A 20,436-nucleotide genomic window follows, 5' to 3' on the forward strand; every position below is an offset into this window, starting at 1 on the left:
GCGCCGGCTCTTACCTCAGGCCGCGATCCACGCCGCCAGCGCGGCGCGCGCGCGATCGGTGTACAGCTTCTTGCGGTCCGCCTTCTTGGTGCGTCCGGGGATCGGCGGGAACAGGCCGAAGTTGACGTTCATCGGCTGGTAGCTCTCCGCCTCGGCGCCGCCGGTGATATGGCCGAGCAGCGCGCCGAGCGCGGTTTCCACGGGCGGGGCCGCCATCGCACCGCCGCGCAGCTCGTCGGCGGCGAAGCGACCCGCCAGCAGCCCGATCGCGGCGCTCTCGACATAGCCCTCACAGCCCGTGATCTGCCCGGCGAAGCGCAGGTTCGGGCGCGAGCGCAGCCGCAGCTGGGGGTCGAGCAGCTCGGGGGAGCGGATGAAGGTGTTGCGGTGCAGCCCGCCCAGCCGCGCGAACTCGGCCTTCTCCAGCCCGGGGATGGTGCGGAACAGCCGCACCTGCTCGGCGTGCTTGAGCTTGGTCTGGAAGCCGACGATGTTCCATAAGGTGCCGTGCGCGTTGTCCTGACGCAGCTGCACTGCCGCATAGGGCCAGCGCCCGGTACGCGGATCGTCGAGCCCGACGCCCTTCATCGGCCCGAAGCGCAGCGTCTCCCGCCCGCGCTCGGCCATCACCTCGATCGGCATGCAGCCCTCGAAATAGGGCACGTTCTCCCACTCGCGATAGTCGGTCTTCTCGCCGGCGAGCAGGCCGTCGACGAAGGCGTGATACTGGTCCTTGTCGAGCGGGCAGTTGATGTAGTCCGTGCCGTCACCCTTGTTCCAGCGGCTCTGGAACCAGGCGGTGTCGAGGTCGACGGAGTCGCGGTGGACGATCGGCGCGATCGCGTCGAAGAAGGCGAGCGCGTCGCGGCCGGTCTCGCCCGCGATCCGCTCCGACAGCGCCGGCGCGGTGAGCGGGCCGGTGGCGATGATCGCGGGCGTGTCGGGCAGCGTGTCGACTCGCTCGCGTACGATCGTCACATTCGGATGCGCCTCCAGCGCGGCGGTGACGCCGGCGGAGAAACCGTCGCGGTCCATCGCCAATGCCGAGCCGGCGGGAACGCGGTGGCGGTCGCCCTCGCACAGGATCAGCGAGCCGAGCGCACGCATTTCCTGGTGGAGCAGGCCGACCGCGTTGCTCTCGGCATCGTCGGAGCGGAAGCTGTTCGAGCAGACCAGTTCGGCGAGCGAGTCGCCGTGGTGCGCCGGTGTGGTGTCGCCGCCGCCGCGCATCTCGGAGAGGCGGACGCGCCACCCTGCCTCGGCCAGCTGCCACGCCGCCTCCGAGCCGGCAAGTCCCCCGCCGATCACGTGAATGTCATGTTCCATGAAGTGCGCGATAGCGGCTCGCGCTTGCCTTGTCAGGTGCGCGCGCCCAGCGTGGCGCGATGACGATCTACACCATCGGCTATGAGGGGGTGACGGTCGACTCCTTCCTCGCCGCGCTGGCCGCGGCGGGCGTGCGGCGCGTGATCGACGTGCGCGCGCTGCCGCTGTCGCGTAGGCCGGGCTTCTCCAAATCGTCGCTCGCCGCGGCGCTGAGCGCGGTCGGGATCGACTATGTCCACCTGAAACCGCTCGGTACGCCCAAGCCGGGTCGGGACGCCGCCAAGAAGGGCGACGTGGCGACGCTCACCGCGGTATACGAGGCGCAGCTCGCGTTGCCCGAGGCGCAGGTCGCCGCGGCGCGCATGCTCGAGCTGGCCGACGAGCGGCCGAGCGCGCTGTTGTGCTTCGAGCGCGACCCGTGCCACTGCCACCGTACGTTGCTCCTCGATGCGGTGGGCGATGGGCGCGAGGTGATCGACCTGTACGCGTAGGGTTAGGTGGCACGGTGCTCCTGCGGCGGCAGGAGCCTAGGCGTGATGGGCGCGACACTGCTGGCCTTAGGCTCCCCCGTTCGCGGGAGCACGGTTTGGTGCGACGCAACAGGCAGCTCGCTTCTCGTCATGCCGGACTTGGTCCGGGCTCCACGATGTCGCGTTCTCAGCGGCCCGTGAGTACGCGGAAGAGGTAGGCTCCCGAACGAGTCCGGGGTGATGGTGGCGCGAGTGGTGACCGAGGCGACCGCAGAAAGAGTCGCCACCGGTGGCGGCATAGATGCCGGGTCAAGTCCGGCATGACGGAAGGCGGTCGGCCATCTAGCCGCCCACCCCGCCAAACTCACCCAGAGACGGGCAGCTTAACCGTGCCGTCGTCGCCCCGCTCGAGCGGTCCATAGGCGACCACCGTCTCGAGCAGCAGCGGCTCGTAGAGGTGCGGGAAGAGCTGGCCCTCGCGCGCCGCCTCCCATTTCACGCGATCGCCTAAAGCCTCGAGATCGACCGCAGCGACGTGAAGATCGTCTTGTCCGGCGAAATGCTTGTCCACCGTCGCGGTGAGCTGCGCCGCGGTCGAGAGATGGACGAAGCCGTCGGCCAGGTCGACGGGCGCCCCGGCGAATCGCCCGTCACGCTCCAGCGCGGCGAGCTGCTCGCCGGTCATCACCTTATAGGCCAGCATCGGCCGTTCGTCCGCCATCACGCCTGCTCCCCGTCGTCGTCACTCTCGTCGACGTTTTCGCCCAGCGTGTCAGGGCCGGTGCCGTCGTCGAGCGTCAGCTGGTCGCTCGCGGCAACGGGTGCCGCCTCGTCGAGCTCGGCCGCGACCGCCGCCTCGGCGGCGTCCTCGGGCTCGGGCTCCTCGTCGATCCGCGCCGCCGAGACGACATGCTCGTCCGCCGCGACGTTGAACAGCCGCACGCCGGCCGAGCCGCGCCCGATCACGCGCAGCGAGGCGAGCGGCATGCGGATCATCTTGGCCTGGTCGGTAACCAGCATCAGCTGCTCGGCCTTACTCGCCGCAAAGCTCGCCACCACCGCGCCGTTGCGCGCGATATTGTCGATGTTGGTGATGCCCTGGCCGCCGCGCCCGGTGCGGCGATACTCATAGGCCGAGCTCAGCTTGCCATAGCCGTTGGCGCAGACCGTCAGCACGAACTGCTCCCTGGCGCGGAGATCCTCGAAGCGGATTTGGTCCATCACGCGCGGCGCCCGCTCGGCATCCTCGGCCTTCCACGGCGCGTGGCGGAGGTAATCGTCGCGCTCCTCCTGGTCGCGGATGCCGGCGCGGTGCAGCACCGAGAGCGAGATCACCTGGTCGTCGCCCTTGAGCGCGATGCCGCGCACGCCGGTCGAGTTGCGGCTCTGGAACTCGCGCACCTCGTCGGCGGCGAAGCGGATCGCCTTGCCACACTTGGTCGCGAGCAGCACGTCGTCGCCCTCGTCGAGCAGCGCCACGCCGATGAGGCGATCGTCGGCATCCTCGCCCTCGAACTTCATCGCGATCTTGCCGTTGGACGGCACGTTGGTGAAGGCGTCCATGCTGTTGCGCCGCACCGATCCCTTGGCGGTGGCGAACATCACGTGGAGCTTGCCCCATTCCGCCTCGTCCTCGGGCAGCGGCAGCACGGTGGAGATCGTCTCGCCCTGCTCGAGCGGGAGCAGGTTGATCATCGGCCGTCCGCGCGTGGCAGGGCCGCCCTCGGGTAGCTTCCACACCTTCATGCGATAGACGCGGCCCAGCGTGGAGAAGAACAGCACCGGCGTGTGCGTCGAGGTGACGAACAGCTTGGTGACGACGTCCTCATCCTTGGTCGCCATCGCGCTGCGACCCTTGCCGCCGCGCGCCTGGGCACGGAAGGCGTCGAGCGGGGTGCGCTTGATATAGCCGGCCATGGTGACGGTGACGACCATCTCCTCGCGCTCGATCAGGTCCTCGTCGTCGATCCCGTCGGCGGCGGCGGCGATCTCGGTGCGTCGCGGCGTCGCGAACTGCTCGCGCACGTCGCGGAATTCCTCGCGCATCACCGCGTAGAGCTTCACCCGGTCCGACAGGATCGCGAGCAGCTCGGTGATCGAGTCGGCCAGCGTCTTGAGCTCGTCGCCGATCTCGTCGCGTCCCAGCGCGGTGAGGCGGTGGAGGCGCAGGTCGAGGATGGCGCGGACCTGCACCTCGCTGAGGCGATAGGTGTCGCCCGCGACGTCGGTCTCGAGCGCCTCGACCAGGCGAAGATAGGGCGCGATCTCGGCGATAGGCCAGTCGCGCGACAGCAGCTTGGCACGCGCCTCCGCCGGGCTCGACGAGCCGCGGATGATGCGGACCACCTCGTCGAGGTTGGTCACCGCGATGACCAGCCCGAGCAAGATGTGCGCGCGCTCGCGCGCCTTGTTGAGCTCGAACTTGGCGCGGCGCGTGATCACCTGCTCGCGGAAAGTGACGAAGGCCGCGATGATGTCGCGCAGGTTGAGCAGCTCGGGCCGGCCGCCGCGGATGGCCAGCATGTTCGCCGGGAAAGAGCCCTGCGCCGGCGTGTGGCGCCATAGCTGGTTGAGCACCACCTCGGGCGTGGCGTCGCGCTTGAGGTCGATGACGATCCGCACGCCCTCGCGGTTCGACTCGTCGCGGATGTCGCTGACGCCCTCGACCCGCTTCTCCTTGGCGGCGTCGGCGATCTTCTCGACCAGCGCGTTCTTGCCCTGCTGGAACGGGATCTCGGTCAGCACGATCGAGGTGCGATCGCCGCGCCCGGTCTCGATCTTATAGCGCGAACGGACGATGATCGAGCCGCGCCCGGTCTCGTAGGCGGAGCGCGCGCCCGCGCGGCCGAGGATGATCGCGCCGGTCGGGAAATCCGGGCCGGGGACGATCTCCATCAGCTCCTCGGTCGTGATCGCCCCGTTGTCGAGATAGGCGAGACAGGCGTCGACCACCTCGCCGAGATTGTGCGGCGGGATGTTGGTGGCCATGCCGACCGCGATGCCGCCGGCGCCGTTGACGAGCAGGTTGGGGAAGCGCGCGGGCAGCACCTGCGGCTCGCGCTCGCTCGCGTCGTAATTGGGCTGGAAGTCGACCGTGTCCTTGTCGAGGTCATCGAGCAGGTAATTGGCCGCCTTGGCCAGCCGCGCCTCGGTGTAGCGCATCGCCGCGGGCGGATCGGGATCCATCGAGCCGAAGTTGCCCTGGCCGTCGATCAGCGGCAGCCGCATCGACCAGTCTTGCGTCATGCGCGCCAAGGCGTCGTAGATCGCGGTGTCGCCGTGCGGGTGATATTTACCGATCACGTCACCGACGATGCGCGCGGACTTGCGATACGGCCGATTGTAGAGGAACCCGCTCTCGCTTGCGGAGAAGAGGATGCGGCGATGGACCGGCTTCAGGCCGTCGCGCACGTCGGGCAGCGCGCGCGCGACGATCACGCTCATGGCGTAATCGAGGTAGCTGGTCTTCATCTCCTCGACGATGGAGATGGGGGCGATGTCAGACGGATCGGCGAGGACGGTGTCGTCGGCCAAGATGCTTCTTTCTTTTGCGGAATCGTTGCTGGGCGGGGTGTAGGACGGCGCGGCCACAAAGTCACGCGTACGCGCGCGCACGCGTGAGGAGGGTTACCCGATGCGGGGGGTGGAGCGCGGGGACGCCCTTCCACTAAGCTCCACCCCGGCGGACGCCGGGGTCCAGGTGGGGGGCGTCAGCGAGCGCCACCGAGCTTTCCCAACTGGACCCCGGCGTCCGCCGGGGTGGTCGGTGGGGAGAGGGCAGGGGTGGTCGGTGGAAAGAGGGATGCGCCTTCCCTCCTACGGCGCGATCTCGACACCGTCCCAGGCGAAGATCTTGCCGCTGTCGGTCGGGCGCAGCCCGTCGAGCACGTCGAGCAGCTGCACCGCGGCGCGGCCGGGCTGGAACAGGTCGCGCCCGCGCTGCTGGAACGGCTGGGACAGCCGCGTGTCGACCGTACCCGGGTGCAGCGCCACCACCAGCCCGCGATCGTTGCGGCGCTTGTCCTCGATCGCGAGCGTGCGGATCAGCTGGTTGAGCGCCGCCTTGCTCGCACGATAGCCGTACCAGCCGCCGAGCCGGTTGTCCGAGATGCTGCCGACGCGCGCCGACAACGCCGCGAACACCGACCGGCCGGTGCGCGGCATGATCGGCAGGAAATGCTTGGCTACCAGCGCGGGCCCGATCGCGTTGACCGCATATTGCCGCGCCAGCCAGACCGGATCCAGGTCGCGCAGCGCTTTCTCCGGACCGTGCTCGGCGTCGTGGAGCAGCCCCGTGGCGACCACCACCAGCTCGGGCGTGCCGGCACGCGCCGCGGCAGCGGCGATGGTCGCCTCGTCGGTTACGTCGAGGTCGACGCGAGTAAGCCGCAGCACCTCACCGCCTTCCTCCTCCAGCGCCTCAGCGAGCGCGGCACCGATGCCGCCACCAGCCCCGATTACCACCGCGCGGGTCATGCCGCGCGCTCGAAGGTCCAGCGCGCGTCGTCGCTCTGGTCGGCCGCGTAGCGGTAGCCGGCAGTGTCGAAGGCTCTCATCCCTTCAAGCTCGGTGACGTGATGCTCGACAAGGAAGCGCGCCATCATCCCGCGCGCCTTCTTGGCGTGAAAGCTGACGAAGCGGCCGTCTGCCTCGCGGAAGTCGACCGCGAGCACGCGCACGTCGGCGGGCAGCCGATCGGCGAAGACCTCCCAATATTCCTGGCTGGCGAGGTTGAGCACCACGCCCGACCCCTCCGCCGCGAGATCATCGGCGAGCGCCTTGGCGACGCGATCGTCCCACCAGTCGGTCAGCTTCTTCTTCCGCGGCGCCCAGCGCGTGCCCATCTCGAGGCGATAGGGCCGGATGCCATCGAGCGGGCGCAGGATGCCGTACAGCCCCGACAGCAGGCGGACATGGTCCTGCGCGAACCGTACCGCCGCCTCGTCGAGCGTCTTGGCCTCGAACCCGGCGTAGACGTCGCCCGCGAAGGTGAAGAGCGCGGGGCGCTCCTCGGCGGCGTCGAAGTCGCGGAAGCGATCGGCGTTGAGCTTGGCCAGAGCGGGCGAGATCTTCATCAGCTCGCCCAGCTTCTTCTGCGTGAGGTGCGAGGCGGCGTGGGCCAACGTCGCGGCTTCGGCGGCGAAGCGCGCGGGGGTGGCGGGGAAGGGCGGCGGGGTCTCTAGGTCCAGCGTCTTGGCTGGGGACAGCACGGCGATCATCGCGTCGCCCTACGCTCCGTCCGAGGTGCGTTCAATCGCGGTTCAGCGGCGACACGCAATGTCACCGACGCTTCCTTGAACCGCCGCGTGACCGGCACTAGAGCGTCACCCGAGCGTTTGGCCTGAGATTTTTTCGGCGCGCGTTGTGGCGCGATTTTTTTCGGAGAGACCTGTCGATGAAGATGCTTTCGAACGCCGTCATGGCCGCGCTGCTCGCCGGGGGTGCCACGGTCGCGCTCGCGCAGCCCGCGCTCGCGCAGAAGAAAGATGAGAAGAAGGACCAGGGCTCGCAGCTGAAGCTCAGCAACGAGGTCCGCGGCCCCGCGGCGCAGGCGCAAAGCGCGCTCGCCGCCAAGGACGTCAACACCGCCACGCCGCTCGTGGCGCAGGTCGAGGCCGCCGCCAAGACCGACGATGAGAAGTATATCGCGGCGGCGCTACGGCTGAACCTCGAGGCGATCAAGATGGACAGCGGCGGCGGCTCGGCCGGGCTGACCGCGCCGCTCGACGCGCTGATCGCCAGCCCGCGCACCCCGCAGGCCGACAAGGCGCGCTACGCCTATCAGCGCGGCGTGATCGCCGCCAACGCCAAGGACCCGGCCGGCGCCTCGCGCTTCTTCGAGCAGGCGCAGCAGCTCGGCTACAACGACCCGAACCTGCCGCTCCAGCTGGTCAAGCTGAAGATGGACTCGGGCGACGTCGCGGGCGGCTCGGCCGCGCTCGCCAAGATGGTCGACCAGCAGGTCGCCGCCGGCACCAAGCCGAGCGAGGACATCTACAAATACGCCATCGCCAAGAACAACCAGGCGAAGAACAACGCCGAGACGGTGGCGTGGATGCGCCGCTACCTGGCGGCCTATCCGACCAAGAAGAACTGGCGCGACATGCTGACCTTCTGGGGCATTCAGACCCAGGCGGTGGCGACGCTCGACAAGAACCAGAAGGTCGACCTGTTCCGCCTGCTGCGCACCGGCAAGGCGCTGGCCGACCAGTATGATTACGAGATCTACGCGCAGTGGACCTTCGACCAGGGCCTGCCGTGGGAGTCGAAGGCGGTTCTGACCGAGGGCAAGGCCGCGGGCAAGATCCCGGCCGACAGCGCCAACGCCAACAGCCTGCTCGCGGCGTCGAACAAGTCGATCTCGAACGAAGGCTCCATGGCCGCGGTCGAGGCGCGCGCGCAGAAGGCGGCGGACGGCAAGCTCGCCGCCAGCACCGCCGACGCTTATCTGGGCACGGGTGAGTGGGCCAAGTCGGTCGCGCTGTACCGCACCGCGCTGCAGAAGGGCGGGGTGGACGCCAACACGGTCAACACGCGTCTCGGCATCGCGCTCGCCAACTCGGGCGACGCCGCGGGCGCCAAGACCGCCTTCCAGGCGGTGCAGGGCAGCCCGCGCGCCGACATCGCCGCCTGGTGGATCGAGTTCCTCGATCACCCGCCGCAGGCATGAGGTGACGGCCGCGCCTCGGATGGGCGCGGCCGATCCTCCCCGTCTGCGGGGAGGGGGACCGCCGGCCGCAGGCCGGTGATGGAGGGGGCTCTCCGAGAGCGCGTCACGCCTGATGGGGACGCCATACAGGGAAGCGCCCGCGGAGAGCTCCCTCCGTCAGCGTTTCGCGCTGTCACCTCCCCGTACCGGGGAGGATCTAGGCGATCGGTACACCGACCTGCGACTTGGAGCTGCGGATCGTCAGCGACGACTTCACGCTCGCCACGTTGGGGGCTGACGTGAGCTTGGTCGTCAGGATGCGCTGGAAGCTCTCCAGATCGGCGGCGACGATCTTGAGGATGAAGTCGATCTCGCCGTTGAGCATGTGGCACTCCCGTACCTCCGGGATCGCCGCGACATGGTTCTCGAAGGCGGCGAGATCCTGCTCGGCCTGGCTGCGCAGGCTCACCATCGCGAAGACGGTGATAGGGAAGCCGAGCTGCGATGGGTCGCACTCGGCGTGATAGCCGCGGATCACGCCGGCCTGCTCCAGCGCGCGAACGCGCCGGAGGCACGGCGGTGCAGTGAGCCCTACGCGCTCGGCGAGATCGACGTTGGTCATGCGCCCGTCCTCCTGCAGCAGCGCGAGGATTTGCCGGTCGATACGGTCCAGGGTCATGACGCCTCTTAGCTGCTGATCACGCAGTTTCGCGATAGCTTCGGAACGCCCCGCTACAATAAAATTGCGTGGCAGCGCAATTGTGCCAAGCTGCGACATGGCAGCTTTTTGCGCCGCAATGAGCGTTAGCGGCCGTTTCGGGCGCGCCCTATGTACGGAGCGGGCGAGCCGATGGCGCGCCGATCAGCAGCAGCAGAGGGCTACCCACCGGTGCGGTTCGACGACAGTCTGAAGACCGTTCTCGCCGCCGACGTCTCGACGGCGTTCGGCGCGCGCGCGGCGTTCCGCCAGCTGGTCGACCTCATCGGGCGCGGTCGCGCCGCTGCCGAGCCCGCGCTGGTGGCCAGGTTGCGCGACCTGCGCGCGACCGTTCCGATCGAGGTGCGCGCTGCCGCGGCACGCGGGCTGGCGCTGGCCGACCCGCCGACCGCGCTGGTTGCCTTCTTCGCCGAGGACACGCCCGAGATCGCCGCGACCATGCTCCGCGCCGCCCGGCTCGCGCCCGAGGAATGGGATCTCCTCCTGCCACAGCTCGGTCCGCACGGCCGCAGCGTCCTGCGTCGGCGCAGCGATCTCGCGCCGTCGGTGAGCCGTGCGCTCGAGGCGTTCGGGTCGACCGACTATGCGCTGCCCGAGCCCGCGGTGGCGCCCGCTACCGAAGCAATGGCGCCCGCGGCGGGCAGTCGGGGGGAGCGCTTCGAGGTGGCCGACCTGGTCCATCGCATCGAGGCGTATCAGCGCCAGCGCGGCGCCGCGCTCGGGTTGGGCGAGGAGCCGCCCGCGCCGGTCCGCTCGTTCCGCTTCGAGACGGACGCCGCCGGAATGATCCGCTGGGTCGACACCGGGCCGCGCGGCGCGTTGATCGGCCTCTCGCTCAGCCACGACACCACGCCGGCGGCATCGCACCATAGCGTCGACGGTGTCGCTGCTGGAGCGTTCCGCAAGCGCGCCACCTTCGCCGACGCGCGGCTGCGCGTACCCGGCGAGTCGGCGGTTGGCGGCGACTGGCGCATCTCCGGCGTGCCGATGTTCGATCTCGCCAGCGGCAGCTTCGTCGGCTTCCGCGGCCGCGCGCGCCGGCCGCGCGCCGAGGAGAGTGCCGCCGCGGCCCGATCGGTCGTCGAAGGCGTCGGCGCCGAGGGATTGCGCCGGCTCGTGCATGAGCTGCGGACGCCGACCAACGCGATCGCCGGCTTCTCCGAGCTGATCGAGCAGGAACTGCTCGGTCCGGTGCTACCGCGCTACCGCGACCGCGCGGCGGCGATCCGGCGCCATGTCGCCGGCCTGATCGGCGCGATCGACGACCTCGACCTCGCCGCGCGACTCGAGGGCAACGCACTCGACCTGCGCGACGACGTGGTCGCGCTCGCGCCGCTGCTGGCACGCGTCGCACAGGATCTGGCGCCGCTCGCCGCTTTGCGTGGCGGTGCGCTGGCGCTGCCCGAACCCGGCGCGGCGCGCTGGGCCGCCGACGCGCACGCCGCCGAGCGGCTGGTACAGCGGCTGCTCGCCACGCTGCTGGCCGCGGCGGCACGCGGCGAGCTGCTCGGCATCGCGGTCGAGGCCGCCGGCGAGTCGGTGACGCTGGTGATCGCGCTGCCCGCGGCGCTGGCCGGGCGCGATGAGGCGGCGCTGCTCGCGCTCGACGATGAGGCGGTGAGCGACGACGTCGGGGCGCCGCTGCTCGGTACCGGCTTCGCGCTGCGGCTGGCGCGCAACCTCGCGATCGAGCTGGGCGGGCGGCTCGATTTCCTGCCAGAGCGGCTGCGGCTGGCGCTGCCGAGCGCGGTGCCGACGGCTGCGCCCGGAGACGATGACGGCGACGCGCCGCGCGACCACGCCCAGGGCGGGAACTGAGCCGGCTTGCCAGCCGCCCCGGCGTGCCGCTACGTGGCGCCACCGACGCGGGCGGGCCTGTAGCTCAACGGTTAGAGCTGGCCGCTCATAACGGCTAGGTTGCGGGTTCGAGTCCTGCCGGGCCCACCACCGCTCGCGTCGGAGCCGCTGATCTGGCGCCGCCCGGCGGCGCTTGCGTCGGCTTCGGCGAGGGCGCATGGGCGCGGCCATGGCGATGCCGGGCACCCCCGTCGACGAGACCGGCACGTTGGTGCGCGAGGGCGGCGCCTTCATCCTCCAGCGCGATCGCGGCGGCACCTTCGTGCTCGAGCTTCAGCGCGTTCCGGTCGACCATATCGCCAAGCGCGTGCGCATCCGCGGCGTGCTGATCGATGCGGCGCGCGTCAGCGTCGACGGGGTGGCGGCGGCGTGAGCGCTCCGCGGCGCTGGTTCGCGGCGGCGCCGCTCGCGCTCGCCGGATGCAGCGCCGGCGTGCTCGATCCGCAGGGACCCGTAGCGCGCGCCGAGAAGCAGATCCTGTTCGACTCGCTCGGGGCGATGCTGCTCATCGTGGTGCCGGTGATGCTGGCGACGGTCGCGTTCGCCTGGTGGTTCCGCGCCGGCAACCGCCGCGCGCGCTATCGACCCGACTGGGATTATTCGGGCAAGCTCGAGCTGCTGATCTGGTCGGTGCCGGCGATGATCGTGCTGTTCCTCGGCGGTACCGGCTGGGTCGGGGCGCATCTGCTCGACCCCAGCCGGCCGATCCCGGCAAAGGTCGCGCCGCTCGAGGTGCAGGTGGTCGCGCTCGATTGGAAGTGGCTGTTCCTCTACCCCGAGCAGCGCGTCGCCACGGTCAACCGCCTCGTCGTGCCGGCGGGCACGCCGATCCATTTCCGGCTCACCTCGGCGACGGTGATGAACAGCTTCTTCGTGCCGCAGCTCGGCAGCCAGATCTACGCCATGGCGGGGATGGAGGCGCAGCTCCGCCTCGCCGCCGACCGGCCCGGGCGTTATCCCGGCATCGCCGCGCATTACAGCGGCAAGGGCTTCTCCGACATGACCTTCACCGTCGACGCGCTGCCAGCGGCGCAGTTCACCGTCTGGGTGGCGCAGGCTCGCGCGGCGCCGCCGCTCGATGAGGCGCGCTACCGCCAGCTCGCGCGGCGTGGAACCGTGGCTCAGCCGCTGATGTTCGGCACCGCGCCGCCGCGGCTGTTCGACGCGGTCGTGGCACAACGCGCGCCCGCGGCGGAGCGCCCGCGCGACGCCAGCAACCAGGGCGAAGCCGACGCCGAGGCCGGTAAGTGACGCTGCTCGGACGGCTGAGCTGGGACTCGATCCCGCTGCACGAACCGATCGTGATGGTCACCGCCGGCGTGCTGTTCGTGGTGTTGCTCGGCACCGGCGCGACGATCCTGCTCAAGGGCTGGCTGCCCTATCTCTGGCGCGAGTGGATCACCTCGGTCGACCACAAGCGCATCGGCGTGATGTATTGCCTGCTCGCGCTCGTGATGCTGATCCGCGGCTTCGCCGACGCGCTGATGATGCGCTCGCATCAGGCCATGGCGGTAGGTGCCGGCAAGGGCTTCCTGCCGCCGGATCACTATGACCAGATCTTCAGCGCGCACGGTACGATCATGATCTTCTTCGTGGCGATGCCGTTCATGATCGGGCTGATGAACTTCGCGGTGCCGCTCCAGCTCGGCGTGCGCGACGTCGCCTTCCCGACGCTCAACTCGGTGAGCTTCTGGCTCACCGCCACGGGCGTGCTGCTGATCAACACCAGCCTCGTCGTCGGCGAGTTCGCGCGGACCGGCTGGCTGGTCTATCCGCCGCTCAGCGAGCGCGCCTTCTCGCCCGGGGTCGGCGTCGATTATTACCTCTGGGCGTTGCAGATCTCGGGCGCGGGGACGCTGCTCGGCGGGATCAACCTGGTCACGACGATCCTGAAGATGCGCGCACCGGGCATGCGCTACACCCGCATGCCGATCTTCTGCTGGACCGCGCTCGCGAGCAACCTGCTGATCGTGGCGGCCTTCCCGATCCTGACCGCGACGCTAATCATGCTGACGCTGGACCGCTATCTCGGCTTTCACTTCTTCACCAACGAGGCGGGCGGCAACCAGATGCTGTTCGTCAATCTGATCTGGGCCTGGGGTCATCCCGAGGTCTATATCCTGGTGCTGCCGGCGTTCGGGATCTTCAGCGAGATCATCGCCACCTTCAGCGGCAAGCCCTTGTTCGGCTATCGCTCGATGGTGCTCGCCACGCTGGCGATCTGCGTCCTCTCCTTCATGGTATGGCTGCACCATTTCTTCACCATGGGGGCGGGGGCGGACGTCAACGGCGTGTTCGGCGTGATGACGATGATCATCGCCGTGCCCACGGGCGTGAAGGTCTTCAACTGGCTGTTCACGATGTACGGCGGACGGCTGCGCTTCGAGGTGCCGATGCTGTGGGCGGTGGCGTTCATCCCCACCTTCGTCGTCGGCGGCATGACCGGCGTGCTGCTGGCGGTGCCGCCGGCCGATTTCGTGCTCCACAATTCGGTCTTCCTGGTGGCGCATTTCCATAACGTGATCATCGGCGGCGTGCTGTTCGCCGCTTTCGCTGGCTACACCTATTGGTTTCCCAAGGCGTTCGGCTTCCGCCTGCATGACGGCTGGGGCAAGGCCGCGGTGGTGCTGTGGGTGAGCGGCTTCTACCTCGCCTTCATGCCGCTGTACGCGCTCGGGCTGATGGGCATGACGCGGCGGCTCCAGCATTACGACAATCCGGCGTGGCAGCCCTGGCTGATTGCCGCCTGGCTCGGCGCGCTGCTGATCTTGGGCGGGATCGCGAGCCTGGCGGTGCAGCTCTACGTCTCAGTGCGCGAGCGCCGCTCGCTCGCCGACGAGAGCGGCGATCCGTGGGACGGACGCACGCTTGAATGGGCGACGCGCTCGCCGCCGCCGCCGTGGAACTTCGCGCGATTGCCGCAGGTCGGGGGGCGTGACGCGCTCGCGCTGATGAAGCGCGGCGAGGCGGAGGAGACGCCCGACCCGCTCGAGCCGATCGAGATGCCGCGCAACAGCGCCTACGGCTTCGTGGGCGCCTTCTTCACCTATCTCACCGGCTTCGCGCTGGTGTGGCATATCTGGTGGCTGGTGGTGCTGGGCCTGCTCGCCGGCTTCGCGACGACCTTGTGGATCGCGTGGCACCAGCCCGGCGAGCAGGAGATCGGCGTCGACGAGCTCCGCGCGCTGGAGCCGGCGGCATGAGCGGCGAGATCGCCGACCCGCGGCACGAGGGCAGTGAGGGCGCGAGGAGTGACCCGCCCGGCCACGGCGAGGGCGGCCCCGCACCCAAGCAGGTGACGGTGGCGTTCGGATTCTGGATATTCCTCCTCAGCGACATCATCATGTTCTCGGGGTTGTTCGCGGCCTATGCGGTGCTCGCGCCCAACACCGCCGGCGGCCCGGATGGGAGCGAGCTGTTCGAGCTGCGGCTGGTCTTCGTCGAGACCCTGTGCCTGCTCTTCTCCAGCTTCACCTGCGGCGTGATGTCGATCATGGCGGTGCGCCAGCGCTCCGGCGCGACCTACCTGTGGGGCGCGCTCACGGCCTTGCTCGGGCTCAGCTTCCTCGCGATCGAGCTGTACGAGCTGACCCATCTGGTCCGCGAGGGCGCCGCGCCGACCCGCAGCGCCTTCCTGTCGGCGCTGTTCACGCTCGTCGGTGCGCACGGGCTGCACGTCGCCGCCGGGCTGGTGTGGCTGACGGTGATGATAGGGCAGGTGGCGACCCTTGGCTTCACCGACGCGGTGGAGCGTCGGCTGCTGTGCTTCGGCCTCTACTGGCACGCGCTCGACATCATCTGGGTCGCGCTGTTCACCGTGGTCTATCTGTACGGAGTGATGGGATGAGCGAGCAGAAGGGTGATCGCCAGCTCGATCACGCCCCCGGCGGCCACAAGGAGGGCGCAGCGCGGCTCTCTACCTATCTCGCCGGGCTCGGACTGGCGCTGCTGCTGACGGTGGCGTCGTTCGCGCTCGTCGGCTCGCGCGCGGTCTGGGCGCCTGCGATCCCGATCCTGCTCGCGGTGCTGGCGGTGGCGCAGATGGGGGTGCACCTCGTCTTCTTCCTCCACATCACCAGCGGGCCGGAGAACACCAACAACACGCTGGCGCTCGCCTTCGGCGTGATGATCGTGGTGCTAACGGTGGGGGGCACGCTGTGGATCATGGCGCACCTCGACCACAACATGATGCCGATGGCGGCGGTGGCGGTGCCGTGAGATGGGCGCCCATTCGTCACTTACTCCGGTGTCATCCTGAGCTCGTGTCAGGATTCACCGTGCCGCGCACTCAGACGCGGAGGCACCTGAGGGATCGTGAATCCTGAAACAAGTTCAGGATAAGGGCGGTAGTGTCGGCACCGGTCGCGCCAAGCCCTCAGCGCACGCCCAAATCGCTCGGCCCGAAGGCGTCGGGCAGCAGCTCGGACAGGCGGTAGCTCGCCACCTCCTCCCCCTCGGCGCCGGCGCAGTGGACCGCGAGGTCCCGCCCGCTCAGCTGCGCCGCCTCGTTGAGCACCTGCCGGCAGCGACCGCACGGCCGCACCGGCGCGTCACCGGTCGCGCGGCCGGACGCGTCCATCGCCCCACCGATGACGCCGAGCGCCATCACGCGGCGCAGCCGGCCCGAGGCGGAGGCGGTCGCGATCGCCACCGTCTCGGCGCAGAGCGACAGGCCGTAGCTGGCGTTCTCGACATTGGCGCCCGTGACCACGCTGCCGTCGTCGAGCAGCACCGCGGCGCCGACCGCGAAGCGCGAGTACGGCGCGTGCGCGTGCACCGCCGCCGCGCGCGCCGCCGCGATCAGCTGCCGCGCCTGATCCTGATCCCGCTCGCTCATCCCAGCTCCACCACGTCCCAGTTGACCGGCCCGTCGACGCCGTCGACGCGGCGCAGGTCGGTCGCGCGCCACATCCGCCACACCCGCGCGCCATAGCCGGGGCGGAGGAAGTTGCCGACCGCCCAGAGCGGCCGGTCGAACGCCTCGGTCAGTCGATAATCGCGCTCGACGTCGCGCGCCACCTTGAGCAGCACCGGCTTGCCCGTATGTGTCTCGATCCGCGCGATCATGTCGGCCACGCCCGCCACCAGCGCGGCGCGCTCGGGGCGTTCGGCGCAATCCTCGGCGTAGCGGAAGGAGATCGCCACCGGCAGCGCGGCGGGATCGCGCGGCACCACGGTGTTGAACGAATCGGCCTGCGCGCGCGGCGGCTGGCAGAAGGAGAAGACGTGGATGGCGCCGCGTCGCAGCCCGACGCGCGCCATCTCGTCCCAGTTCGTCTGGAAGGCGCGGTCGCGCGCGGTGGCGCCGCTCGTCGCCACGGCATAGCCGAAGTCGACGCCCTCGCCCTTGAGGAGCGGCCAGACGATGTCGCCGGTCGCCTCGGACACGTCGACGCCCTGCACCGGATAGCGCTCGACCCCCGGGCGCCAGTGCAGCGCGATCTGCCACGCGGCCACACCCGCGAGCGCGATCGCACCCAGAATCAAGAAGATCCTTCCCAAACCCCACATGATAAAACTTATGCCTTGATATGAAGGACGCAGATCAGCGTGAAGAGACGTCGCGCGGTGTCGAAGTCGATCGTCACCTTGCCGTCGAGCCGCTCGCGCAGCAGATCGGCCGCCTCATTGTGGATCGCGCGCCGCGCCATGTCCACCGTCTCGATCTGCTGCGGCGTCGATTGGCGGATTGCCTGATAGTAACTGCCGCAGATGGCGAAATAATCTTTGATCGGTCGGCGGAAGCGCGCGAGCCCGAGCACCAAGGTCTCCAGCGGCGTGTCGTCGGCGCGGCGGATCGCCAGTGCCAGCCGACCCTCCTCGACCGAGAGCCGAACCTTATAGGGGCCGGCATAGCCGTCGGGCTGCACCCGCTGCGGCGCGAAGTGATTGTCCTCGATCAGGTCGAAGATCGCGATCCGGCGCTCCTGCTCGATGTCGGCCGAGCGCCACAAGATGGTGCGTTCGTCCAGCTCGATGTCGATGATCCGCGGATCGGCCATGCGCCCGCTCGATAGAGGCGATGCGGCGCCGTCACAATCGAGTCATCCACAGGTTCCACCGCCCGTGCCGTTCCGCTCGCCGCGTCGGGCGCGTATAGGCCGGCGGATGGCCACCTTAGCATTCGCACCGCCGGCATCGCCCGAGCCCGTCCACCTGCCGCGCAACGTCGAGGCCGAGGCGGCGATGCTGGGCGCGATGATGATCGACAACCGCCTGGCCGACGACATCGTCGACCGGCTCGAGCCGCAACATTTCTACGAACCGGTCCACGGCCGCATCTTCGCCGCGATCAAGTCGCTGCGCGCCACCGACATGCTGGCCACGCCGGTGACGCTGCGCCCGATGTTCGAGGCGGACGAGGGGATCAAGGAGCTCGGCGGCGTCGGCTATCTCGCCGGGCTGACCGGCTCGGGCGCCGGGCTGATCGGCGCGCGTCAGTTCGCGCAGCAGATCTACGATCTCGCGCTGTTGCGCGCGCTGGTCTCGGTCGGCCACACGATGGTCGACCGCGCGATGGACACCAGCGAGGAGGTCAACCCGCGCGCCCAGATCGAGGCCGCGGAGGAGGAGCTGTTTCGCGTCGCCGCTGACGGCGGTACCGAGAATGCGGTGAAGAGCTTCGCGCAGGCGAGCACCGCGGCGGTGAAGATGGCGGAGCGCGCGCTCAACTGGGGCGGCAACCTGTCGGGCGTCACGACCGGGCTCGACTCGGTCAACGCCAAGATCGGCGGCATGCACCATTCCGACCTCATGATCCTCGCCGGCCGCCCCGGCATGGGCAAGACCTCGCTCGCCACCAACATCGCGTTCAACGCGGCGCAGCGCTGGATGCGCGACATGCGCGACGGCATCCCCCCGTCCAAGTCGGTCGGCGCCAAGGTGGCCTTCTTCAGCCTCGAGATGAGCGCGGACCAGCTCGCCACGCGTATCCTCGCGGAGCAGTCGCGGATCAGCTCCGAGGCGCTGCGCATGGGCAAGATCAGCAAGACCGAGTTCGAGCAGCTCGCCGCCGCCGCGGCCGAGCTGGAGAATCTGCCCTTCTTCATCGATGACACCGGCGGCCTCTCGATCGGCGCGCTCCACACCCGCGTGCGCCGGCTTCAGCGCCGTCATAACAACGAGATCGGGCTGGTGGTGGTGGACTATCTCCAGCTGCTCTCGGGCTCGGGCAAGGGCGACGGCAACCGCGTGCAGGAAATTTCCGAGATCAGCCGCGGGCTCAAGACGCTGGCCAAGGACATGAACGTGCCGGTGCTGGCGCTCTCGCAGCTGAGCCGCGCGGTGGAGCAGCGCGAGGACAAGCGCCCGATGCTGTCCGACCTGCGCGAATCGGGCTCGATCGAGCAGGACGCCGACATGGTGTGGTTCGTCTATCGCGAGGATTATTACACCGCGCAGCGCGAGCCCAAGCGGCCGATGGAGGGCGATTCCGCCAACGTCTTCGAGGATCACGCGCGCTGGGCGGCTGACATGGAACGAGTCTATGGCCTCGCCGAGCTGATCGTCGCCAAGCAGCGCCACGGCGCCACCGGAAAGGTGGTGCTCAAGTTCGACCCGACGATCACGCGCTTCTCGGACTACGCCGGTTATTGATCGGCCGGGTGCTCCTTCTAAAGCGGGAGCACAGGGTTCCGAAGTGCGAGGCGTGCGGCTCTGCGCTCCTGCGTGCGCAGGAGCACGGGCGCGTGGCGCGGAGGTAGCGCCCGCCTGCCGTCATGCCGAGCTCGGGCGCGGCATGACATAGGGGCGAGCATCGGCGGAGGTGGAGGGAGGAGGCGATCCTTCCCCCGGTTACCTGAGCACCAGCGGCAGCCCGGCGGCGACGAACACCACGCGGTCCGCGCGCGCGGCGACGCGCTGGTTGATCGTCCCCGCCAGGTCGCGGAAGCGTCGCGCCAGCGCGTTGTCGGGGACGATGCCGAGCCCGACCTCGTTCGCCACCAGCACGACTCGCGCCGCGGTGTCGCGCAGCGCCGCGTCGAGCGCCTCCAGTGCCATCGCGGCATCTTCCTCGCCGAGCAGCAGGTTCGAGGCCCAGAGGGTCAGGCAGTCGACCAGCAGCACCGACCCCGGTCGCCCCTCGGCGACGATCGTCTCGGCCAGCGCGAGCGGCGCCTCCACCGTGCGCCAGCGCGAGTCGCGCTCGGCGCGATGCTGCGCCACGCGCGCGCGCATCTCGTCGTCGAGTGCCTGCGCCGTCGCGACGAACACGAGCGCGCCGCCGGTCGCCTCGGCGAGCGCCTGGGCGTGGCGGCTCTTGCCCGAGCGTGCGCCGCCCAGCACCAGTGTCACGCGTGGCTCGGTCATCGTCACTCCCGCCTTGTGTTCGCTCGCGCGGCTGGTGAAAGACGAGGCCGCCGATGCTGCTGACCGATCCTCCTCCCGCACCCGCGGCCGCGCTGACCTATCACGGCGGTCGCGCCGACGCCGCCGCGCGTCTCTACCCCGACGCGCCCGCGCCATGGCTCGATCTCTCCACCGGGATCAACCCCTTCGCCTGGGACGGCGTGGATGTGCCGCTGGCCGCGCTGCGCGCGTTGCCGTCCCCGGCCGAGCTCGACGCGCTCCACCATGCCGCCGCCAACGCGTTCGGCGCGTCGGACACGGCGATCACGGCTTTGCCCGGCAGCGAGATCGGTTTGCGCGCGCTTGCCGGTCTGGCGCTGCCGCGGCCCTGGCACGTCGTCGTGCCGAGCTACCGTACGCATGAAGCGGCGCTTCCCGGCGCGATCACGATCGATGCCACCGCGGTCGAGGCAGTCGTCCCCGGCGGCGGCACGTTGCTGCTCGCCAATCCCAACAATCCCGACGGTCGCTGCTGGCCTGCGGCGCGTCTGCACGAATTGGCGCAGGCGCTCGCCGAGCGGGGCGGGGTGCTGGTGGTCGACGAGGCCTTCGCCGACGCGGTGCCCGGCGCCAGCGTGCTGCCGCTGCTCGCGCGCGACGACCGCGTGCTGGTGTTCCGCTCCTTCGGCAAGTTCTTCGGGCTGGCCGGCGTGCGGCTCGGCTTCGCCGCGGGCGGGGCGGCGCTGGTCGGCGAGCTGGCGACGCGGCTCGGGAGCTGGCCGGTGTCCACCGCGGCGTTGCGCATCGGCATCGCGGCCTATCGCGACATCGCGTGGATCGCTGCGACGCGGGAGCGGCTGGCCGCGGCGGTGGCGGAGCTGGATGGCGTGCTGGCCGTGCACGATCTCGCGCCGATCGGCGCCTGCCCCTTGTTCCGCTTGGTGGAGCGCGATGACGCGCCACTGCTGTTCGAGCGGCTCGCCCGCGCGGGCGTGCTGGTGCGACCGTTCAACGAGGCGCCCGATCGGCTGCGTATCGGCCTTCCCGGCGACGCCGGGGCGCTCGCCCGACTCGGTGCGGCGCTCGACGATGGCTGAGCCCGTCGCCTTGGTGGCGCTCGCGCTCGA

20 protein-coding genes and 1 tRNA gene are annotated in these 20,436 nt (G+C 69.9%); 11 read left to right on the forward strand and 10 right to left on the reverse strand.

From position 1 onward, the window contains the following. Window positions 1-15: 15 nt before the first annotated feature. Entirely contained in the window at window positions 16-1,326 is a 1,311-nt protein-coding gene (gene trmFO, locus FHY03_RS06665) for a methylenetetrahydrofolate--tRNA-(uracil(54)-C(5))-methyltransferase (FADH(2)-oxidizing) TrmFO (protein WP_183929642.1), read from the reverse strand. A 59-nt stretch (window positions 1,327-1,385) separates the two neighbouring features. Here trmFO and FHY03_RS06670 point away from each other — a divergent pair, with 59 nt between their 5' ends. Further along, window positions 1,386-1,817 carry a DUF488 family protein gene (locus FHY03_RS06670; protein ID WP_183929644.1) on the forward strand — a complete coding sequence of 144 codons (432 nt, stop codon included), beginning with the start codon at window positions 1,386-1,388 and terminating at the stop codon, window positions 1,815-1,817. Window positions 1,818-2,160: 343 nt separating this feature from the next. Here FHY03_RS06670 and FHY03_RS06675 read toward each other — a convergent pair whose 3' ends face one another. The 4 genes from FHY03_RS06675 to FHY03_RS06690 all read right to left on the reverse strand — a co-directional run bounded on the left by FHY03_RS06675 (window position 2,161) and on the right by FHY03_RS06690 (window position 7,015). Then, entirely contained in the window at window positions 2,161-2,517 is a 357-nt protein-coding gene (locus tag FHY03_RS06675) for a DUF952 domain-containing protein (protein WP_183920791.1), read from the reverse strand. Further along, on the reverse strand, window positions 2,517-5,330 hold the full coding sequence (gyrA, locus tag FHY03_RS06680; protein ID WP_183920790.1) for a DNA gyrase subunit A: 2,814 nt from the start codon (window positions 5,328-5,330) through the stop codon (window positions 2,517-2,519). Before gyrA ends, FHY03_RS06675 begins: the two co-directional genes overlap by 1 nt. A 282-nt stretch (window positions 5,331-5,612) precedes the next feature. Then, a complete protein-coding gene (locus FHY03_RS06685) occupies window positions 5,613-6,272 on the reverse strand; it encodes an SDR family oxidoreductase (RefSeq protein WP_183920789.1) in 660 nt (219 codons plus the stop codon). Next, window positions 6,269-7,015 (reverse strand): YaaA family protein, encoded by a 747-nt coding sequence (locus FHY03_RS06690; RefSeq protein ID WP_183929646.1) that lies wholly within the window; start codon window positions 7,013-7,015, stop codon window positions 6,269-6,271. The genes FHY03_RS06685 and FHY03_RS06690 overlap by 4 nt, the downstream gene beginning before the upstream one ends. 176 nt (window positions 7,016-7,191) lie before the next feature. On the opposite strand from FHY03_RS06690, the gene FHY03_RS06695 reads away from it, so the two are divergent. Next, window positions 7,192-8,466: a hypothetical protein gene (locus FHY03_RS06695; RefSeq protein ID WP_183929648.1), complete on the forward strand. Its 1,275-nt coding sequence runs from the start codon at window positions 7,192-7,194 to the stop codon at window positions 8,464-8,466. Window positions 8,467-8,662: 196 nt separating this feature from the next. Here the strand turns inward: FHY03_RS06695 and FHY03_RS06700 are convergent, their stop codons facing one another. Continuing rightward, a complete protein-coding gene (locus tag FHY03_RS06700) occupies window positions 8,663-9,124 on the reverse strand; it encodes an Lrp/AsnC family transcriptional regulator (protein ID WP_183929650.1) in 462 nt (153 codons plus the stop codon). Between the two features lie 171 nt (window positions 9,125-9,295). On the opposite strand from FHY03_RS06700, the gene FHY03_RS06705 reads away from it, so the two are divergent. From FHY03_RS06705 to cyoD, 7 genes are all read left to right on the forward strand, one after another. Beyond that, window positions 9,296-10,981, forward strand: coding sequence for a HAMP domain-containing histidine kinase (locus tag FHY03_RS06705; RefSeq protein WP_183929652.1), 1,686 nt, complete (start codon window positions 9,296-9,298; stop codon window positions 10,979-10,981). Window positions 10,982-11,034: 53 nt separating this feature from the next. Next, window positions 11,035-11,110: transfer RNA gene (locus FHY03_RS06710), tRNA-Ile, on the forward strand. 67 nt (window positions 11,111-11,177) lie between these two features. Next, entirely contained in the window at window positions 11,178-11,393 is a 216-nt protein-coding gene (locus FHY03_RS06715; RefSeq protein WP_260158751.1) for a DUF5818 domain-containing protein, read from the forward strand. Then, complete coding sequence (gene cyoA, locus FHY03_RS06720) at window positions 11,390-12,271, forward strand: ubiquinol oxidase subunit II (protein WP_183929654.1); 882 nt, start codon at window positions 11,390-11,392, stop codon at window positions 12,269-12,271. The genes FHY03_RS06715 and cyoA overlap by 4 nt, the downstream gene beginning before the upstream one ends. A gap of 53 nt (window positions 12,272-12,324) precedes the next feature. Continuing rightward, on the forward strand, window positions 12,325-14,223 hold the full coding sequence (locus FHY03_RS06725) for a cbb3-type cytochrome c oxidase subunit I (protein WP_409314171.1): 1,899 nt from the start codon (window positions 12,325-12,327) through the stop codon (window positions 14,221-14,223). Next, a complete protein-coding gene (gene cyoC, locus FHY03_RS06730) occupies window positions 14,220-14,867 on the forward strand; it encodes a cytochrome o ubiquinol oxidase subunit III (protein ID WP_183929656.1) in 648 nt (215 codons plus the stop codon). The genes FHY03_RS06725 and cyoC overlap by 4 nt, the downstream gene beginning before the upstream one ends. Then, entirely contained in the window at window positions 14,864-15,238 is a 375-nt protein-coding gene (cyoD, locus tag FHY03_RS06735) for a cytochrome o ubiquinol oxidase subunit IV (protein ID WP_183929658.1), read from the forward strand. The genes cyoC and cyoD overlap by 4 nt, the downstream gene beginning before the upstream one ends. A gap of 157 nt (window positions 15,239-15,395) precedes the next feature. Here the strand turns inward: cyoD and FHY03_RS06740 are convergent, their stop codons facing one another. The 3 genes from FHY03_RS06740 to FHY03_RS06750 are packed head-to-tail and all read right to left on the reverse strand — an operon-like array spanning window position 15,396 to window position 17,022. Next, window positions 15,396-15,857, reverse strand: coding sequence for a cytidine deaminase (locus tag FHY03_RS06740; protein ID WP_183929660.1), 462 nt, complete (start codon window positions 15,855-15,857; stop codon window positions 15,396-15,398). Beyond that, window positions 15,854-16,507 (reverse strand): glycoside hydrolase family 25 protein, encoded by a 654-nt coding sequence (locus FHY03_RS06745; RefSeq protein WP_183920780.1) that lies wholly within the window; start codon window positions 16,505-16,507, stop codon window positions 15,854-15,856. The genes FHY03_RS06740 and FHY03_RS06745 overlap by 4 nt, the downstream gene beginning before the upstream one ends. 32 nt (window positions 16,508-16,539) lie before the next feature. Further along, window positions 16,540-17,022, reverse strand: coding sequence for a UPF0262 family protein (locus FHY03_RS06750; protein WP_183920779.1), 483 nt, complete (start codon window positions 17,020-17,022; stop codon window positions 16,540-16,542). A gap of 106 nt (window positions 17,023-17,128) precedes the next feature. On the opposite strand from FHY03_RS06750, the gene FHY03_RS06755 reads away from it, so the two are divergent. After that, window positions 17,129-18,616, forward strand: a complete 1,488-nt coding sequence (locus tag FHY03_RS06755) for a replicative DNA helicase (RefSeq protein ID WP_183920778.1) — start codon at window positions 17,129-17,131, stop codon at window positions 18,614-18,616. 198 nt (window positions 18,617-18,814) lie between these two features. Here the strand turns inward: FHY03_RS06755 and cobU are convergent, their stop codons facing one another. Next, entirely contained in the window at window positions 18,815-19,330 is a 516-nt protein-coding gene (gene cobU / locus FHY03_RS06760) for a bifunctional adenosylcobinamide kinase/adenosylcobinamide-phosphate guanylyltransferase (protein WP_183920777.1), read from the reverse strand. A gap of 53 nt (window positions 19,331-19,383) precedes the next feature. Here cobU and FHY03_RS06765 point away from each other — a divergent pair, with 53 nt between their 5' ends. Next, window positions 19,384-20,406, forward strand: coding sequence for a threonine-phosphate decarboxylase (locus FHY03_RS06765; protein WP_183929662.1), 1,023 nt, complete (start codon window positions 19,384-19,386; stop codon window positions 20,404-20,406). The last annotated feature ends 30 nt before the right edge of the window (window positions 20,407-20,436 follow it).

Source organism: Sphingomonas sp. BK345 (assembly GCF_014193845.1).
Taxonomy (GTDB): Bacteria; Pseudomonadota; Alphaproteobacteria; order Sphingomonadales; family Sphingomonadaceae; genus Sphingomonas.

Excerpts from the sequence above, each read along its gene's own strand:
- FHY03_RS06705 (WP_183929652.1), top strand. The coding sequence starts at position 9,296 with ATGGCGCGCCGATCAGCAGCAGCAGAGGGCTACCCACCGGTGCGGTTC.
- cyoC (WP_183929656.1), top strand. The coding sequence starts at position 14,220 with ATGAGCGGCGAGATCGCCGACCCGCGGCACGAGGGCAGTGAGGGCGCG.
- FHY03_RS06750 (WP_183920779.1), bottom strand. The coding sequence starts at position 17,022 with ATGGCCGATCCGCGGATCATCGACATCGAGCTGGACGAACGCACCATC.
- FHY03_RS06700 (WP_183929650.1), bottom strand. The coding sequence starts at position 9,124 with ATGACCCTGGACCGTATCGACCGGCAAATCCTCGCGCTGCTGCAGGAG.
- FHY03_RS06675 (WP_183920791.1), bottom strand. The coding sequence starts at position 2,517 with ATGGCGGACGAACGGCCGATGCTGGCCTATAAGGTGATGACCGGCGAG.
- FHY03_RS06695 (WP_183929648.1), top strand. The coding sequence starts at position 7,192 with ATGAAGATGCTTTCGAACGCCGTCATGGCCGCGCTGCTCGCCGGGGGT.
- FHY03_RS06740 (WP_183929660.1), bottom strand. The coding sequence starts at position 15,857 with ATGAGCGAGCGGGATCAGGATCAGGCGCGGCAGCTGATCGCGGCGGCG.
- FHY03_RS06685 (WP_183920789.1), bottom strand. The coding sequence starts at position 6,272 with ATGACCCGCGCGGTGGTAATCGGGGCTGGTGGCGGCATCGGTGCCGCG.
- FHY03_RS06670 (WP_183929644.1), top strand. The coding sequence starts at position 1,386 with ATGACGATCTACACCATCGGCTATGAGGGGGTGACGGTCGACTCCTTC.
- FHY03_RS06715 (WP_260158751.1), top strand. The coding sequence starts at position 11,178 with ATGGGCGCGGCCATGGCGATGCCGGGCACCCCCGTCGACGAGACCGGC.
- FHY03_RS06765 (WP_183929662.1), top strand. The coding sequence starts at position 19,384 with ATGCTGCTGACCGATCCTCCTCCCGCACCCGCGGCCGCGCTGACCTAT.
- FHY03_RS06690 (WP_183929646.1), bottom strand. The coding sequence starts at position 7,015 with ATGATCGCCGTGCTGTCCCCAGCCAAGACGCTGGACCTAGAGACCCCG.
- FHY03_RS06755 (WP_183920778.1), top strand. The coding sequence starts at position 17,129 with ATGGCCACCTTAGCATTCGCACCGCCGGCATCGCCCGAGCCCGTCCAC.
- cobU (WP_183920777.1), bottom strand. The coding sequence starts at position 19,330 with ATGACCGAGCCACGCGTGACACTGGTGCTGGGCGGCGCACGCTCGGGC.
- cyoD (WP_183929658.1), top strand. The coding sequence starts at position 14,864 with ATGAGCGAGCAGAAGGGTGATCGCCAGCTCGATCACGCCCCCGGCGGC.
- FHY03_RS06725 (WP_409314171.1), top strand. The coding sequence starts at position 12,325 with ATGGTCACCGCCGGCGTGCTGTTCGTGGTGTTGCTCGGCACCGGCGCG.
- trmFO (WP_183929642.1), bottom strand. The coding sequence starts at position 1,326 with ATGGAACATGACATTCACGTGATCGGCGGGGGACTTGCCGGCTCGGAG.